The following is a 15265-nucleotide window of genomic DNA, read 5'->3' on the forward strand; positions in this document are numbered from 1 at the left end:
ATTCAAGTGAAGAGAAACAGCCGATGCGAATTCTGGTCATCGAAGACAACCGCGACATCCTGGCCAATGTCCTGGACTACCTGCAGCTCAAGGGCTTCGGTGTGGACTGCGCCCAGGACGGCCTCACCGGCCTGCACCTGGCGACCAGCCAGCACTTCGATCTGATCGTGCTGGACATCATGTTGCCCGGCATCGATGGCTACCAGCTGTGCCGCCGCCTGCGGGAAGAGGCGCGCAGCGAGATTCCGATTCTCATGCTGACCGCCCGGGACGCCCTGGACGATCGCCTGCTGGGCCTGCGCTCCGGCGCCGACGACTACCTGGTCAAGCCCTTCGCCCTGTCCGAGCTGGTCGCCCGGATCGAGGCCATCCTGCGCCGGGTCCAGGGCAACCGCCGGCGCCTGCTGCAGGTCGCCGACCTGGTCTATGACCTCGACACCCTGCACATCAGCCGGGCCGGCAGGCCGCTCAAGCTCAACCCCCTGGGGATGAAGCTGCTGGCGATCCTGATGCAGAAAAGCCCGGCGGTGGTGCGCCGCGAGGTGCTCGAGGAAGCCCTGTGGGGCGAGGACTGTCCGGACAGCGACAGCCTGCGCAGCCATGTCCACCAGTTGCGCCTGGTACTCGACAAGCCATTCCCGCGCGCCCTGCTGCATACCCAGCATGGCGTGGGCTACCGCCTCGCGGAGGACGACGATGCGCGCTAAGCAACCCCTGATGCGCCGCATCGTCGTCGCCTTCGTGCTGATGACCACCCTGGTCAGCGGTCTGTTCGCCCTGAGCATCGTGGCCATCGTGCACCTGCTCGAAGAGCACCTGGTCTCGGAGGAGATGCACCGCGAGCTGCAGGAGGTGCTGCGCGAAGACCTGAGAAACAACCAGGCGCCGCGCCTGGATTCCAGCACGCGCTTCTATGCCTCCAGCAGCGCCGCGTATGCGATTCCCGAGGAGTACGCCGGGTTGGCCGAGGGCTTCGCCGAGGTCGTCGACGGCGACCAGGCCTTCTATGTCTACACCCAGCTGATCAATGGCGAGCGCTACCTGCTGGTGCAGGAACAGCACGAATTCGAGGCCCGCGAGAAGGCCCTGTTCAGCGTCGTGCTGGCCGGCTTTCTGCTGTCGGTGGTGAGTGCCTGGGGGCTGGGTTGGCTCATGGCCAGGAAGGTCATGACCCCGGTCAGCCGGCTGGCCCAGCAGGTGCGTCATCGCGACCAGCTGCATCCGCTGGCCCCGCCCCTGGCCCCCGAGTACGCCGACGATGAAGTCGGTCAGCTGGCCGCGGCCTTCGACAGCACCCTGGGTCAGCTGCGTCACTCCCTGGAGCGCGAGCGACTGTTCACCAGCGATGTCAGTCACGAGCTGCGTACCCCGCTGATGGTGATCGCCAGCTCCTGCGAGTTGCTCGAGCAGGCGCCGCTCGAGCCGCGCCAGCGTGAGCAGCTGGCGCGCATCGGGCGGGCCAGCGAGGACATGCGCGATCTGGTGCAGACCTTCCTGCAGCTGGCCAGGAGCAAGAGCAACGCCACGGCCTTCGTCGCCAGTTGCAGCCTGCAGCAGGTGGTCGATGAGCAGGTCGAGCATTGGCGACCGCAGATGCGCGACAAGGGCCTGGCCTTCCAGTTGGAGAACGCCGGCCAGGACTCGGGTGTGTATAACCCGACCCTGTTGCGCACGGTGCTGGCCAACCTGCTGCGCAACGCCTGGCACTACACCGATTCCGGGCAGGTGCGGCTGGTGGTCGAGGCCGGCGGTTTCCGGGTGGAGGACAGTGGCTCGGGCATTCCCCGGGAGCAGCACGAACAGATCTTCCAGCCCTTCGTGCGCGGCGAGCAGTCGCGCGGCGAGGGCCTGGGGCTGGGGCTTTCGCTGGTCAAGCGGATCTGTGCGGATCAAGGCTGGAGCATCAGCATTCAAGACCTCGAGCCCAGCGGCAGTTGCTTCAAGGTGGTCTTGCACGGCGGCGTTTGACGTTTTCTTCACGTTCTTTTGACGGGGCCATCATGGCCTCGTCTCTAGTGTGGCGAGCATTCCCCGAGGAGGATGCCACGCCATGTCCCAACCCCGTCCCGTCGAGCTCGAATTCTCGCGCAAGTACGATCACCAGCATTCCATCCAGTATCTGCACAAGCATCGGGACGGCCTGGCCCGTCGCCTGTCCCATTGGCGCGATGTGCAGGTCGCCCGACAGGCGCTGAAGCTCGCCGGCGAGCCCAATCTGCTGCTCGACCTGCCCTGCGGTGCAGGCCGTTTCTGGCCGCTGCTGGCACAGAACCCGAATCGGGTGATTCTGGCGGCCGACAACTCGGCCGACATGCTGGCCACGGCCCGCGCCGCACAGCCCGCCGAGGTGGTCGCGCGGATCAAGACCTTCCAGACCTCGGCCTTCGCCATCGACCTGGGGGCCAACGCGGTCGACTGCATCTTCTGCATTCGCCTGCTCCATCACATCGAGTCCGCCGCGCATCGCCTGGCCATCCTGCGCGAATTCCATCGGGTCAGCCGCGACAGCGTGATCCTTTCGCTGTGGGTGGATGGCAACTACAAGGCCTGGAAGCGTCGCCGCCTCGAGCGGCGTCGGGCTGCGGCGGGTAAAGCCGGGCAGAACCAGAACCGCTTCGTGGTCCGACGCGAGGTGATCGAGGCCCAGTTCAGGCAGGTGGGGTTCGAGATCCTCGGTCACCAAGACTTCCTGCCGGGCTACGCCATGTGGCGTACCTATGTGCTGCGCAAGCGGGAGGCCTGAGGCATGGGCGTATCGACCTGCCCTGCGGCGCCGCTGCCCCTCGGTACCACCTTCGAGCGCTGGTGGCGGAGTTCGGGCGCCTGGGTAGAACCGGCGAACCAGCGGCGTGGCGGCGAAAGCGGCGTGCAGCTGTTGCAGCCCCGCGACCCCGGACGGCCATTGCTCTATTGCAAGCGACAGAGCGGGCATACCTATCGCAGTCTGCTGCACCCTCTCGGCCGGCCGACCGTGCTGCGCGAGCTGCGGGCCTACCGTGCGTTTGCGCGCCTGGGCGTGCGCGTGCCGCGCCTGGTGTATGGCGCCGCCCGCCAGCATGAGGGGCGGTGGCAGGCGCTGCTGGTGACCGAGGCCTTGCCGGGCTTCGTCAGCCTGGAGCAGTGGTACGCCGCGCCGGCCCGGGGCCAGGACAACCCGCCGACCACGGCGATGCTGGAACAGCTGGCCGCCATGCTCGCGCGCCTGCACCTGGCCGGATGGCAGCACGGCTGCTGCTACCCCAAGCACCTGTTCGTCAAGGTCACGCCCCAGGCGGACAGCGCGCCGCAGATCGAGACGGCCATGCTCGACCTGGAGAAGAGCCGCCGCCGCTGGCGCAACCGGGACGCCTCTCGCCACGACTGGCGTCAGCTGTGGCGCCATCGCGGCCAAATACCCGAGGCCGACCTGGTCTATCTGCAGCAGGTCTATGCTCGGGCCCTGGCCACCCCGTCGGGGGCCTTGCAGCCATGAGCGTCAGCGGACAGACAGAATGTCCCCAGGATGCTCAAGCACTCAAAGGGCAGAAGGGGCTGACGCGCATAGGGCGAGCCTTGGGCTATTCCCTGGCCGGTTTGCGCGCGGCCTTGCGCGGTGAGGCGGCCTTCCGGCAACTGGTGTTGCTCAACGCGCTGCTGATTCCCGTGGCCTCGGTCCTGGATGTCAGTGGCAGCGAGCGCGCGCTGTTGATCCTGGTGCTGCTGCTCGCGTTGATCGTCGAACTGATCAACTCGGCCATCGAGGCGGCGATAGACCGTATTTCCCTGGAGCTGCACCCGCTGTCCAAACAGGCCAAGGACATGGGCAGCGCCGCGCAGTTGGTGGCCCTGCTAGCCATCGCCGCAGTCTGGGTCAGCGTTCTGCTCTAGCTGCGCCCGCGTGGCTCGAAGACGGCTCGAAGGTGTCTGCAAACTGGCGCTGGCCAAGTCAGATGCCCGCTTCGCGGGTCGGCAGTCGTGTCTGGCCAACGTTAACATTCGGCCAAGAACGGTCCTGGCGCGCCCACAAGCCCCAAGGGCGACTCACCGGGAGGAGCCCCCCAAAGTACGGAGTTCGCCCCACGCGGCTGAGCGCCACTTCCGGGCAGTAGTGATTTCGGGGGGGATTGCCGGCCGCTCTACTCGTCCTGCCAATGCACCTGACTGGCACGCCGGGCGGCAGACTCAAAGGTGTCGTGATAGCAGTAGCTGTTGCGGAGGGGCTCGTTGATCTTCCAGGTTGCGCTGGCGCCCTGCTCGATCGTCAGGAAATCGCCTGGCTGCAGGTCAACCGCCTCGCCGTCCGAGAAGGTCAATTCGGCTCTTCCCTGATGCACATAGAGCGAAACCCTGCGCGCGTAAGCGTATTGGAACTCGGGATCGGCACAGTCCCATACAGCCCAGTTGGCGATCTTGCGCTTGGTGTCTTCGCTGGCCTTGCGGCGCGTGAAGAACCGGGAATCGACGATACGTTCGTTCAAACGGGTCATAACGCTCTCCTTCAAATGGCACGGTGATACGCAACGAACTCTGGAGTCAGAGGCGTTCTGCCGAGGATCAGGTCGGCGGCCTTCTCGGCGATCATGTACACGCAGGCATTGATATTGGCGCTGGGCACGGCGGGGATCACCGAGGCATCGACGATGCGCAACCCTTCGATGCCGCGCAGCTTCAGGTTCAGGTCGACCACGGCGCGATCATCGCCGCTCGCCCCCATGCGTGCCGTGCCGCAGGGGTGGTAGGCCGAGGAGGCATCCTTGCGGATGAACGCATCCAGCTCCGCATCCGTTCGCACATTCACGCCGGGCAGATCCTCCCGTCGGTGGAAGTCCTTGAAGGCAGGCTGCGACAGCAGTTCGCGGCCCATCTTCAGGCCCTGGCGCATCTCGTACCAATCCCGCTCGGTGGCGAGGTAGTTGGGGTCGATCAGCGGCGCATCCAGCGGATTGCTTGAGGCCAGACAAACCCTGCCTCGGCTTTCCGGACGCATCGGGCCTGCCCCCAGGCGGTAGCCGTTTTTCGACGGGTTCGGAATCCAGTTTTCGCCGAAGAACACCGGGAAGAAGTGGAACTGGATATTCGGGTGCGTGACATCCGCATCGGTGCGCAGGAACGCCCCGACATTGCATTGGTTGATCGAGGCCACGCCGCCCTTCCAGCCGAACCACTGCAGCCCGGCCCAGAGCATCAGATGGGGCTTGAGGTATCGATTCAGGGACACCGGTTGGTCCGTCTCCACCTGGATATGCGCCTCCAGGTGATCCTGCAGGTTCTCGCCCAGCATGGGCACATTGTGCACGACCTCGATGCCGTGCTCGCGCAGATGCCTTTCGGGGCCGATCCCCGAGAGCATCAGAATCTGCGGCGTGCCGAACACCCCGGCCGCCATCACCACCTCGCGCGCGGCTTGCACCCTGTGGATGCGCCGGCCCTTGGCCAGTTCCACGCCCGTTGCGCGGCCGTTCTGGACGATGACCCGCAAGACCTTGACGCCGGTGACCACATGCAGATTGGCGCGCTTGGCCTGGGCATGCAGGTAGGAACGCGCGGAGCTGCTGCGCACGCCTTTTTCCACCGACATCTCGAAGCGGCTGACGCCTTCCTGGGCGTAGCCATTCACATCCTCAGTCAGGGCATGGCCGGCCTGCTGGCCCGCCTCGAGAAAGGCGGCGTTCAACGGGTTGAGGTCCCGCTGGGTCTTCACCCCCACCGGGCCCGAATGGCTGCGGTAGTCGTCCGCCGGACCGTCGCGTCGCTCGAGCTTCTTGAAATACGGCAGGCAATCGGCAAAGGACCAACCGCTGCAGCCTTCGATCTCGGCCCAGTCGTCATAGTCGCGCGGATTGCCGCGCAAGAAGGTCATGCCGTTGATCGAGGACGATCCGCCCAGCACCTTGCCGCGTGGCTGGTCGATCGCACGATTGTTCAGCTGGCGCTGCGGCGTGGTCTTGAACCAATAGTTGTACTTGCTCGTCGGCTTGAATGCCGAACGCAAGCCGGCCGGCATCTGGATGATCCAACTGCGGTCATCGCCGCCATGCTCCAGCAGCAGCACCGAATACTGGCCGCTTTCGCTCAGCCGATGGGCCAGCACGCAGCCGGCGGTGCCGGCGCCAACGATGATGTAGTCGTAACGGCTGTTCACAGATAGTCCTCCTCGAACGGGCAGTCGCTCAGCGGCACGGGACCATCCTTGGTGATCAGCACGGGCTGTTCGAGCTTCACCCCTTCATCGCCACCGACCGCGCCGATGTAGCTCTCGACGCACACGCACATGCCCTCCTGAAAGGTGCCGGCGTACTGCCAGGTCTCGTGGTCCTCGGGGTAGTAGATCACCGGGAACTCCACGCCGAAGCCGATGCCGTGGACCATCTCGGCATAGCGGTTGGGCACATAGATGTCGGGCATCTTCCAGGACAGTTCGGCGAATTCAGCGAAGCTCATGCCCGGGCGCAGCAGCGCCATGTTGTGCTGCAACTGCTCATGGGCGTGGGCATACAGGCGCCGCTGCTCCGCCGTGGGCCGCTTGTCGCCGATCACGAAGGCGCGGGTCTGGTCGACGAAGACGCCGTCCGGGCCGATCAGGTCGCTGTCGAAGACCAGCATCTCGCCCGCCTCGATCACCTTGCTCGAGGTCTCGGTGAACCAGGGGTTGGTGTGATGCCCCGAGCTCAGCAAGCGCGTCTCCTGCGCTTCGCCGCCATGCTCCAGGTTGTACTGGTTCATCAGCGACATCAGGTAGTTCTCGGTCACCCCGGGCACGGCGTGCTGACGCATGAAGGCGATGGCATCGGTGCAGACCTGCATCGAGTTCCTGATGATCGCCACCTCATCGGCCGACTTGATCGAACGGGCGATCTCCATTGGCGCCTTGGCGTCCATCATCCGGATACCCTGCTTCTGCAGGGCCAGCAGCGGCAGCAGATCGGCCCGGTCGATGCCCAGGGTGGCACCGCGCCCGCAGGTGGTGTGCAGCAGGTCGATGATCTCTTCGGCCCACTTGCCGGCGTGCTCTTCGGCGCGGTTGCCGGAACCGAAGTAGTCCCAGGACTTCGCCGGACGGGCCTCGTCGATGGTTTCCAGGTCATCGGACAGGTGCAGTGCGCCGCCGTAGTCGAACAGCACCACGGGACCTGCCGCCGGGACGAAGACGTAGCGCGCCAGGTGGTGCGAGGTCCAGACCTGCATGTTGCGACAACCGGTCGCGTAACGCAGGTTCAGCGGATCGAAGAGCACCGCCGCGTCCATCTTGAAGTGGGCCAACAGTTCGCGCGTGCGCTCGAGCCGATAGGCACGCACGCGTTTCTGGTCGAGGGTGGCGGGCAGATCCAGCATGACTCACTCCGAAGGAAGGCTGTTGGGCGAGTATGGAAGGCTGCTATGGTTAATAAAAACTAAATAAATTTACCTTGTAGGTAATGGAAATTTAATCATGTTGCCGGCGCTAGACCTCGAACTCATTCGGACGTTCCAGACCGTTCTGCAGGAAGGTGGCTTCAAACCCGCGGCCGAAAGACTCAATAAGACCCCCGCCGCTGTCAGCATGCAGATCAAGCGGCTCGAAGAGTTGCTGGGCCAGCGGCTTCTGGAACGCAGCAATCAGGGGATTGCCCTGACCGCCGCCGGGGACATCCTTAAGGAAAAGGGCGAAAAGCTGCTGAGCCTGAACTACGAACTGCTCAGCGATCTGCGCCAGGGCGAGTTGTTCGGCAAATTGAGTTTCGGCACCCCCACCGACTATGCACCGACTCTGCTGCAGAAACTGCTGCCCATCTTCAGCCGTGAGTTCCCCAAGGTCACCCCCACCATCATTCTCGAGCCCAGTCGCTCGCTGCGGGCACGCATCCAGTCCGGGGCACTGGATATGGCCATCGTGGCGCAAGAGCCCGGAACCGATGAGGGGGCTCATCTTTGGTCGGAAGAAATCGCCTGGTTTGGTCGCGCAAGAACCCAGGACGGCAAAGCCAAGGTGGGGGTGCTGACGACCAACTGCACCTTGCGTGATCGCGCGCTCGAAGACCTGAAGACAGTGCCCCGTGACCACAAGCTGGTGCTCGAGGCCGCGACAGTCGCCTCCCTGCGAGATGGCGTCGAAGAAGGGTTTTGCCAGGCCTTTTTGCCGGTATCCATGGCCGGCAGACTCGCGCGCTCCAAGGAGATCAGACCGTCCCATTCGCTGATGCTGAATTTCGTCCTGATTGCCGGCGTCGGTGCCGACGACAGCAAGACTCGGAGTGTCGCGTCCAAGTTCAGGCGCGCGCTCCTGGGTTAGTCCCAGAGTTCGCCTGGATCAGCAGACCACTACACTGGTCTTTCAGCTAAATGACCCTGTGAGACAAGGCTATGTTGGATTTGCCATATACGTCGGTGATTGAAGGGAATGCAGTCAGATGGGGACGCCGTGGCAATGGTGCCCCCTTGGTCGCTATCCATGGCACACCGTTCTCATCCCAAGTCTGGCGCAGAATCATTCCCCATCTGGCCGATCGGAGGACGGTTTATTACTTCGATCTGGTGGGGTACGGGCAGTCCGAAATGCGGGCGGGCCAGGATGTTTCCCTGGCAGTCCAGAACAAGGTGCTCGCCGCCCTCTTCGAGGAGTGGGGCATCAGCCGGCCTGACGTTCTGGCCCACGATTTTGGCGGAGCCACGGCCCTGCGTGGCTACTACCTGAACGGACTTCGCTATTCCTCTCTCACGATCTTCGACGCCGTGGCCTTAGCCCCATGGGGCTCGCCATTCGTCCAACATGTTCGCCAGCATGAGGCCGCATTTGCCGGCATGCCGGACTACATGCACCAGGCTTTGCTGAGGGCGTATCTGCAAACCGCCGCGTGTAATCCACTTTCCGAAGAGGCGATGCAGCTGTACAGCAATCCATGGGTGGGAGCAGTCGGCCAGGCGGCCTTCTATCGACAGATTGCGCAGATGGATGAAAGGTTTACCGATGAGGTTCAGGGCCTCTATGGCGCCATGGATTGTCCTGTCAGCGTCCTGTGGGGGCAGGAGGATGCCTGGATCCCGGCCGAGAAGGGCAAAGCGCTCGCCGAGTCGATCTCCGATCAGCCGTGTGCCCTGGTTGAAAACTCCGGGCACCTCATGCAGGAGGATCGCCCGGAGGCGATCGTAGCAGCGGTACTCAAACAGATCCGCGCGGGCTGAAGCGGAGCTCCGCTCTTGGCTGAATGCAGCTTTCCGCAGCCGGCGAAAAGCGCCCAGAAGCTGACAATGCCGCTATCGGCTCTTAGCTACCAACATCGCAATTGTTGGTAGCTGGAGCTCAGTTGGTGGCTTGGCATGAGGCGCTTCCACACGTCGAGTTTCTGCGGGGACGAGTGCATTCGACTCCAAACGACACGCTGGACCCGCGGGTATCGACACGTAGGCGGATTACCCCTGTTCGCCGCAAGGCTCGAGGGCGGGTTGTGGCGACGTGCAACGCTGAGCGCCAGGTTCGATGCCTTGGCGGCAACTGCAGGTCAGGTGCAGCCAGGGGCGACGCTAGCTGTATTTCGCCAACGTCGACTCGATCAGCTGAACGACCTCTTGGCACTTCTGCAGATCCAGTGCATCAGGGTGCGGCGCGGCGAAGCACCCGGCGTCATTGTCGAAGTAACGGCCAGAGGCTGCCGCGAACTCATCCGAGAGTGCCGCCCGGACCAGTATGTCCGCGCCTGTGCGCAGGTTCTTGCCGGCCATGCCGAAGCCTTCCTTGACCATCTTGGTGGCCAGCAGGGAGCCGGGATTCACCGCCACCAGCAACGGCCCCCTGCCCTTGAGCGCATGCGCCAGGCCATGGGTCCACATGGTCAGGGCCAGCTTGCTCTGGGCATAGCTTTCGAACGGGTCGGCAATCGGCGTTCGCCCAGCCAGCGCATCCAGGTCAACGGGCGCCTGCGCGGCAGACGACAGGTTGACCACCCGGGCGTCCGGCCCCAGCACGGGCAGCAGTCGCTGGGTCAACAGGTAGGGGGCGAGGGTGTTGACCGCGAAGCGCACATCGAAACCCTCGGCTGTGCGGCTTTGCTCGGAGCGGAAGATGCCCGCGTTGTTGATCAGCACGTCGAGCCTGTCGTGCTGCTCGGTGATGGCCTGGGCGAGCGCCACGACTTGGCACGGGTCGGACAGGTCGGCCAGGTATGTCTCCGCGTGGCCGCCGCCCGACAGCGCCTGCCGGGCCGTCTCCAGCTTTGCCGGATTGCGCCCATGCAGCAGCACCCGGTGCCCCTGGGCACACAGGAGCTTGGCCGTTTCCAGGCCGATGCCATCGGTGGCGCCGGTAATCAGAATGGTCTTTGCCATGGCTCACCTCCTCAAGCAGTAAAGTCCGGCAACAGCCCGTCGGCGATGCGCTGCAGCGTGGTCTCGATATCGGCCTGGTTGAAGCGCAGGTTCAGCGCCACATGGTTGATGCCGATGGCCTCGAGCGATTTCAGGTAGGCCCGCAGGTAGTGGATGCCCGCGCGAAAGCCGAGGTGGATCGCCTGGGGCGGTGCATCATCTTGCTCGAGCAGGTCGATATAGAGCGACTGCATGGCGGGCTTGATCCCGTGGCCGGCGGCAATTGTCCGTGCTCGCCAATCGCCGATGAGCTGCTGCTGAACCGCCACGGGCCGCGGGTAGGTAATCCAGCCGTCGCCATGGCTGGCCAGCCAGTCCGGGCTCTGCTGGCTGGCGCCGGTGATCAACAACGGCACTTTTTCTGCGACGGGCTTGGGCAGCATGTCCATGCCCGCGCCAGGGCTGCCATAGCGGTTGTCGAGCGCAGGCGCGTGCTGCCAGATCCGCTGGATGTAGTCGAGGCTGTCGCGAAAGCGCACACCACGATCCTCGTAGTTCCGCTTGAGGGCGGGGTATTCGTCCGGCCGGTCGCCCGAGGCGACGCCCAGCAGCAGGCGCCCGCCCGACAGGGCGTCGGCGCTGGCAGCGGCCTTGGCCACATGGGCCGGGTGACGCAAGGGCAGCACGACACTGGCGACGCCCAGCGCGATGCGTTCGGTCTGCCCGGCCAGCAGGCCCAGGTAGACAAAGGGATCGTAGAGCTGGCCGGCATCGCCGAATGACGGCACGTTGAACGGCACATCGCGCAGCCAGACCGCGGCGAACCCCAGCTGCTCGGCCAGCCTGACCCGCTCGAGGTGAGCGCGCATCGAGGGGACAGGACTGTCCGCATAGCGCTCGATGGGCACCACGAGGCCGAGGCTCAGCCTGTTCAGGTGAAAGACTGCCTCGTACCCCCGGTTGATGGGGGCGAACCCCCGATGTTCGGACATCATTACTACCCCTCTTGCCATGAGTGCGGCGGGCTCCAACCCTGGGTCCGCCCCACCGTGCGTGGTCAGAACTCGACCACTACCTTGCCGATCGCCTGGCCACTGCCCAGACGCGCATGGGCCTGGCCGATGTCTTCGAGGGCAAACCGCGTGTCGTCCAGCAGCGGCTTGAGCGCCCCGGCGTCGGCGATCTCGGCGAGCTTGGTGAGAATGGCGCCATGCTCTTCACGCCTGTGGTTGTGCAGCATGGGGATCAGCATGAATACCACGTGCACCGACAGGCCCTTGAAGTGCGCGGGCGTCAGGTCCAGTTCGAGCATGGATACGGTGGTCACCACCTGAGCATTCAGCGCCGCGGCCTCGAAGGAGTTGCTCATGTTGGCGCCGCCAACGCTGTCGAAGACGACCTCGAACCCCTTCCCGTCGGTGTGCTTCGCCACATAGTCGGCGACCGACTCGTTCCTGTAGTTGATCGGCGTGGCGCCATAGTCCTGGATCACGCTGGCCTGCTGCTCACCCGAGCAGGTGGCGTACACCTCCGCGCCCAGGTGCTTGGCCAGTTGCACGGCCACGTGGCCGACACCGCCCGCACCCCCATGTACCAGCACGCGCTGTCCGGCGTGGGTGCCGGCACGCTGCAGGCCTTCGTAGGCGGTGATGCCCACCAGTGGCAAGGCGGCCGCCTCACGCATCGACAGCGACTTGGGCTTATGCGCCAGCAAACGGGCGTCGGCCAGCATGTACTCGGCCAGCGTGCCTTGCAGGTCGGCCAGGCCACCGGCACAGCCGTACACCTCGTCGCCCGGCGCAAAGCCGCTGACGCCTTCACCGACGGCCTCGACTGTGCCGGCGAAGTCCATCCCCAGCACGGCGGGCAGGGCCGGCGACAGCGGCAGGTCCTGGCCCATCTGGCGGATCATGGTGTCGACGGTGTTCACGCTGGTGGCGGCGATGCGCACCAGCACATGGCCTGCCTTGACCACCGGCTTCGGCAGATCGGCGGCCTGGAAGGCGGCGTTTTCGCCGTACTGCTCGAGGATCATCGCTTTCATGGGGACATCTCCTGGCTATATCGGGGGCGGTCGAGGCACCGAGAGCCATGCAGGCTGGGTGCAGACCACTGGTGTGATGCTTCAGGCTGACTCATCCAGCCCATGATTCGAGCACCCTGAACTGACGGCTTGCCGTGAGCGCTGTGTGCTTGATGGGGCCAGCATATTTGACAGACCGCCTGCTGATAATCGACCATCAAAAGCAATCACTTTTTAGATTTTGTTGAATATCGACCATGAACATCGAGCATCTCAAGCTCTTCGTCAGGCTGGCGGTCACCCACAACATCAGCCAGGCCGGCCAGGAATTGGGCCTGTCGCCGGCGGTGGCCAGCGCCCATATCAGCAAGCTGGAGGACGGGCTTGGCGTGCGCTTGCTGCATCGCACCACACGCAAGGTGTCGCTCACTCAGGAGGGCGAAGCCTTTCTGCCCTACGCCGAAGAAGTGCTGGCCAGCGTGGAAATGGCGCGCGGCTCGGTGGGCGCGGGCAGTACGGCGCCCAGGGGGACGTTGCGGGTCACGGCACCCGCTTCGTTCGGCCGCATGCATCTGCTGCCTTCGCTGAAGACGTTTCTCGCCCGTTATCCGCATCTGTCGCTGGACCTGCGGCTGTCCGACTCGATCGTCGACCTGGTCGAGGGCGGCTTCGATATTGCGATCCGCAATGCCGAGCTCAAGGACTCGAGCCTGGTGGCCCGCAGGCTGGCACCCGACCGGCGCATCCTCTGCGCCGCGCCGGAGTACCTAGAACAGTACGGGGAACCCCTCTCGCCCCAGGACCTGCTCGATCACCAATGCATCAATCTGCTGGGGCTGGAGACCTGGGTCTTCGCCACGGCGAATGGCCCGCTCAGCATCAAAACCCATGGCCAGCTGCGGACCGACAACGGTGAGGCCATGCGCGACGCCTGTGTCAGCGGCCTGGGCATCGCCATCAGCTCGACCTGGAGCGTCTACCAGCACCTGGCGCGTGGCGAGCTGGTTCAGGTGCTACCGAACAGCCCGCTGCTTGCGCAAACCGCGATCTGGGCGATGTACCCCAGTTCACGCCTGCTAGCCCCCAAGGTGCGGGCCTTTATCGACTTCTACGCCGAATATTTTGGAGAGGAACCTTACTGGGACCAGGCGCTGCCGGCTGCGTAATCACACCAGTCTGCCCAGCCTGTTGCATGGGAGCTGAGTACTGACTGCAGTCGGCCTGACCAGAAGACGGCAGCGATGCGCGGGGCAGAATGTAGTGGGTCGCGCCCACCACAGCCCCCAAAAAGCACCGACGAAATTAATCTGCTGTTGCTTCCCCTGGCCGACCTGGGCAAGACGCCCGGCCCGGCGCTCAGTCATCCCGGGTCAGCACTTCCAGCAGTTCGATCTCGAAGATCAGGTTGGAGTTGGCCGGGATGTGTTCGCCGATCTTGCGCTCTCCGTAGGCCAGGTGAGCCGGTACCAGGAGCTTGCGCTTGCCGCCGACGCGCATGCCCATCAGGCCCTGGTCCCAGCCCTTGATCACCCGCCCGGTGCCGATCACGCACTGGAAGGGCTTGCCGCGCTCGTAGGAGGAGTCGAACGGGGTGCCGTCCTCGAGAAAGCCACGGTACTGGGTGGTGATCAGGGCGCCCTTGACCACGGCCTTGCCCTCGCCCACTTGAATGTCTAGCACCTGCAATTCGCTGCTCATCGCCCACTCTCGTTCAGGGGCCGGCCCGCGGCCGGCTAACCGGGCGGTTTTTCGCAGGAAACCGCCCGCCTGGCAAGAGATCTGGGCGGAAACACCGGGCGCAGGGCCCCCGGCAAACGGCGGAGCGGCCTATTCACAGGCGCGTCCTCGACAGGCCGTCGGCCCTGGGCTCGCCGGCCAGTGTCCGCTGCAACACCAGCATCCGGCTCTCGGCGCGCTGCAACGCCACCACGGCCTCGTCCTGCCAGGGCTGGCGCAGCGCGCGCAGGTCGGACTCCCGGCTGGCCCTGAGACACCACTGGTACCGGTCGTGCCAGGCGCCCAGGGCCGACTGCACGGCCTTCAGGGCAGCCTTGGCCCCGGTCGAGATGAGCGCATGGTGTGGGTAGGCCTCGGCGGCGTATCGGTTGCGTTTGACCAGCAGGCGGAGGCGATGGGGATCATGCTGCAGACTGGCCAGGGCGTCCTGCAGGCGCCGTCGCTGCTTGTCCAGGCGCCTGTCGAGCAGCCTGTCCAACCGGCGCAACTCGCCGTCGCGCTCAGCCCGGCGAAAGTCCGCCGGCCAGGCATCCAGGCCGGCGAACAGCCGCTCCAGCTCCGGGCTGCCCAGGATCTCGTCATACTGCCCCGCCAACCTGGCCTCACGGCGTCCGGCCGCTGCATGCAGGCCGCGCCGGCGTAGCTCGACAGCCAGCACCTCCAGGTCCCGCGCCGCCGAGGTCAGGGTGCCGACGGCGGCAGCGGCGGTCTCCAGCACGCTCACCCCGTCCCGGTCGCGCAGCGGCTTGAGCAGGCTGCGCAGACGCCGCAGACCGATGCGCAGGTCGTGCAGGGCTTCGCCGTCGGTGCCGGCTTCCAGGCGGGCACGGGCGTGGTAGAGGCTCACCTCGATACGCAGAACATGGGCAACCACGGCGTCGACCAGGGACATCGCAACCTCGTTCCTCGGCTGTCATTCAGCGCAAGCATAGCCATATAAGCACGCCCGAGTATCGGCAGCGGCGCTGCCATAAAACGGCAACAAGGCGGCTCTAGAGTGCCGACACGCTTTCCCAAGGACGAAGCACGTGAGCCGAGCAACCCGACACATCTGCAAGACACTGGACCTGGTGGCCGCCAACAACGAGGCCGCCACCATAGTGGTGATGCGCGCCGCCGAGCGCCTCGGCGACGAGCTGCTCAAGCAGCAGCTATTCAACGTGATCCAGCGCATGAACCAGGACGCCGCCCAGCTGCAGCTGATCCGGGACGAGATTGCCGGCCAGGGCCTACGCCGCGCCTAGAACC

Annotated in this window: 17 protein-coding genes; 9 read left to right on the forward strand and 8 right to left on the reverse strand. The window is 64.9% G+C overall.

The genetic code is table 11. The annotated features are described in order from the left end of the window. The first annotated feature begins 23 nt into the window (after positions 1–23). From ACSX1C_RS11310 to ACSX1C_RS11330, 5 genes are all read left to right on the forward strand, one after another. Positions 24–707, forward strand: a complete 684-nt coding sequence (locus tag ACSX1C_RS11310) for a response regulator transcription factor (protein WP_439886218.1) — start codon at positions 24–26, stop codon at positions 705–707. Beyond that, positions 697–1968 carry a sensor histidine kinase gene (locus ACSX1C_RS11315; protein WP_439886219.1) on the forward strand — a complete coding sequence of 424 codons (1272 nt, stop codon included), beginning with the start codon at positions 697–699 and terminating at the stop codon, positions 1966–1968. Before ACSX1C_RS11310 ends, ACSX1C_RS11315 begins: the two co-directional genes overlap by 11 nt. 82 nt (positions 1969–2050) lie before the next feature. Next, a complete protein-coding gene (locus ACSX1C_RS11320) occupies positions 2051–2743 on the forward strand; it encodes a class I SAM-dependent methyltransferase (RefSeq protein WP_439886220.1) in 693 nt (230 codons plus the stop codon). A gap of 3 nt (positions 2744–2746) precedes the next feature. After that, entirely contained in the window at positions 2747–3472 is a 726-nt protein-coding gene (locus ACSX1C_RS11325; protein WP_439886221.1) for a lipopolysaccharide kinase InaA family protein, read from the forward strand. Beyond that, positions 3469–3867, forward strand: coding sequence for a diacylglycerol kinase (locus tag ACSX1C_RS11330; protein WP_439886222.1), 399 nt, complete (start codon positions 3469–3471; stop codon positions 3865–3867). Before ACSX1C_RS11325 ends, ACSX1C_RS11330 begins: the two co-directional genes overlap by 4 nt. A 248-nt stretch (positions 3868–4115) precedes the next feature. On the opposite strand, the gene ACSX1C_RS11335 is transcribed toward ACSX1C_RS11330, so the two are convergent. The 3 genes from ACSX1C_RS11335 to ACSX1C_RS11345 are packed head-to-tail and all read right to left on the reverse strand — an operon-like array spanning position 4116 to position 7311. Then, entirely contained in the window at positions 4116–4466 is a 351-nt protein-coding gene (locus ACSX1C_RS11335; RefSeq protein ID WP_439886223.1) for a cupin domain-containing protein, read from the reverse strand. An 11-nt stretch (positions 4467–4477) separates the two neighbouring features. Then, complete coding sequence (locus ACSX1C_RS11340) at positions 4478–6121, reverse strand: choline dehydrogenase (protein ID WP_439886224.1); 1644 nt, start codon at positions 6119–6121, stop codon at positions 4478–4480. Next, the gene (locus tag ACSX1C_RS11345; RefSeq protein ID WP_439886225.1) at positions 6118–7311 is read right to left on the reverse strand and encodes a M24 family metallopeptidase; all 1194 of its coding nucleotides are present in this window, start codon (positions 7309–7311) and stop codon (positions 6118–6120) included. The genes ACSX1C_RS11340 and ACSX1C_RS11345 overlap by 4 nt, the downstream gene beginning before the upstream one ends. A gap of 97 nt (positions 7312–7408) precedes the next feature. Here ACSX1C_RS11345 and ACSX1C_RS11350 point away from each other — a divergent pair, with 97 nt between their 5' ends. Both ACSX1C_RS11350 and ACSX1C_RS11355 read left to right on the forward strand, forming a co-directional pair. Next, a complete protein-coding gene (locus tag ACSX1C_RS11350; protein ID WP_439886226.1) occupies positions 7409–8248 on the forward strand; it encodes a LysR family transcriptional regulator in 840 nt (279 codons plus the stop codon). Between the two features lie 71 nt (positions 8249–8319). Next, complete coding sequence (locus ACSX1C_RS11355) at positions 8320–9138, forward strand: alpha/beta fold hydrolase (protein WP_439886227.1); 819 nt, start codon at positions 8320–8322, stop codon at positions 9136–9138. A 339-nt stretch (positions 9139–9477) separates the two neighbouring features. Here the strand turns inward: ACSX1C_RS11355 and ACSX1C_RS11360 are convergent, their stop codons facing one another. The 3 genes from ACSX1C_RS11360 to ACSX1C_RS11370 form a co-directional block, all read right to left on the reverse strand. Then, on the reverse strand, positions 9478–10278 hold the full coding sequence (locus ACSX1C_RS11360; protein ID WP_439886228.1) for an SDR family NAD(P)-dependent oxidoreductase: 801 nt from the start codon (positions 10276–10278) through the stop codon (positions 9478–9480). An 11-nt stretch (positions 10279–10289) separates the two neighbouring features. After that, positions 10290–11252, reverse strand: coding sequence for an LLM class oxidoreductase (locus tag ACSX1C_RS11365; RefSeq protein ID WP_439886229.1), 963 nt, complete (start codon positions 11250–11252; stop codon positions 10290–10292). A gap of 62 nt (positions 11253–11314) precedes the next feature. Next, positions 11315–12301, reverse strand: coding sequence for a zinc-dependent alcohol dehydrogenase family protein (locus ACSX1C_RS11370; protein WP_439886230.1), 987 nt, complete (start codon positions 12299–12301; stop codon positions 11315–11317). A 236-nt stretch (positions 12302–12537) separates the two neighbouring features. On the opposite strand from ACSX1C_RS11370, the gene ACSX1C_RS11375 reads away from it, so the two are divergent. Then, positions 12538–13446 (forward strand): LysR family transcriptional regulator, encoded by a 909-nt coding sequence (locus ACSX1C_RS11375; protein ID WP_439886231.1) that lies wholly within the window; start codon positions 12538–12540, stop codon positions 13444–13446. 190 nt (positions 13447–13636) lie between these two features. Here ACSX1C_RS11375 and ACSX1C_RS11380 read toward each other — a convergent pair whose 3' ends face one another. After that, on the reverse strand, positions 13637–13978 hold the full coding sequence (locus ACSX1C_RS11380) for an FKBP-type peptidyl-prolyl cis-trans isomerase (RefSeq protein ID WP_318645141.1): 342 nt from the start codon (positions 13976–13978) through the stop codon (positions 13637–13639). Positions 13979–14111: 133 nt separating this feature from the next. Beyond that, positions 14112–14909 carry a CHAD domain-containing protein gene (locus tag ACSX1C_RS11385; protein ID WP_439886232.1) on the reverse strand — a complete coding sequence of 266 codons (798 nt, stop codon included), beginning with the start codon at positions 14907–14909 and terminating at the stop codon, positions 14112–14114. A gap of 136 nt (positions 14910–15045) precedes the next feature. On the opposite strand from ACSX1C_RS11385, the gene ACSX1C_RS11390 reads away from it, so the two are divergent. Then, entirely contained in the window at positions 15046–15261 is a 216-nt protein-coding gene (locus tag ACSX1C_RS11390) for a hypothetical protein (protein ID WP_318645139.1), read from the forward strand. The last annotated feature ends 4 nt before the right edge of the window (positions 15262–15265 follow it).

This window comes from Pseudomonas sp. MBLB4123, assembly GCF_051904775.1.
Taxonomy (GTDB): domain Bacteria; phylum Pseudomonadota; class Gammaproteobacteria; order Pseudomonadales; family Pseudomonadaceae; genus Aquipseudomonas; species Aquipseudomonas benzenivorans_B.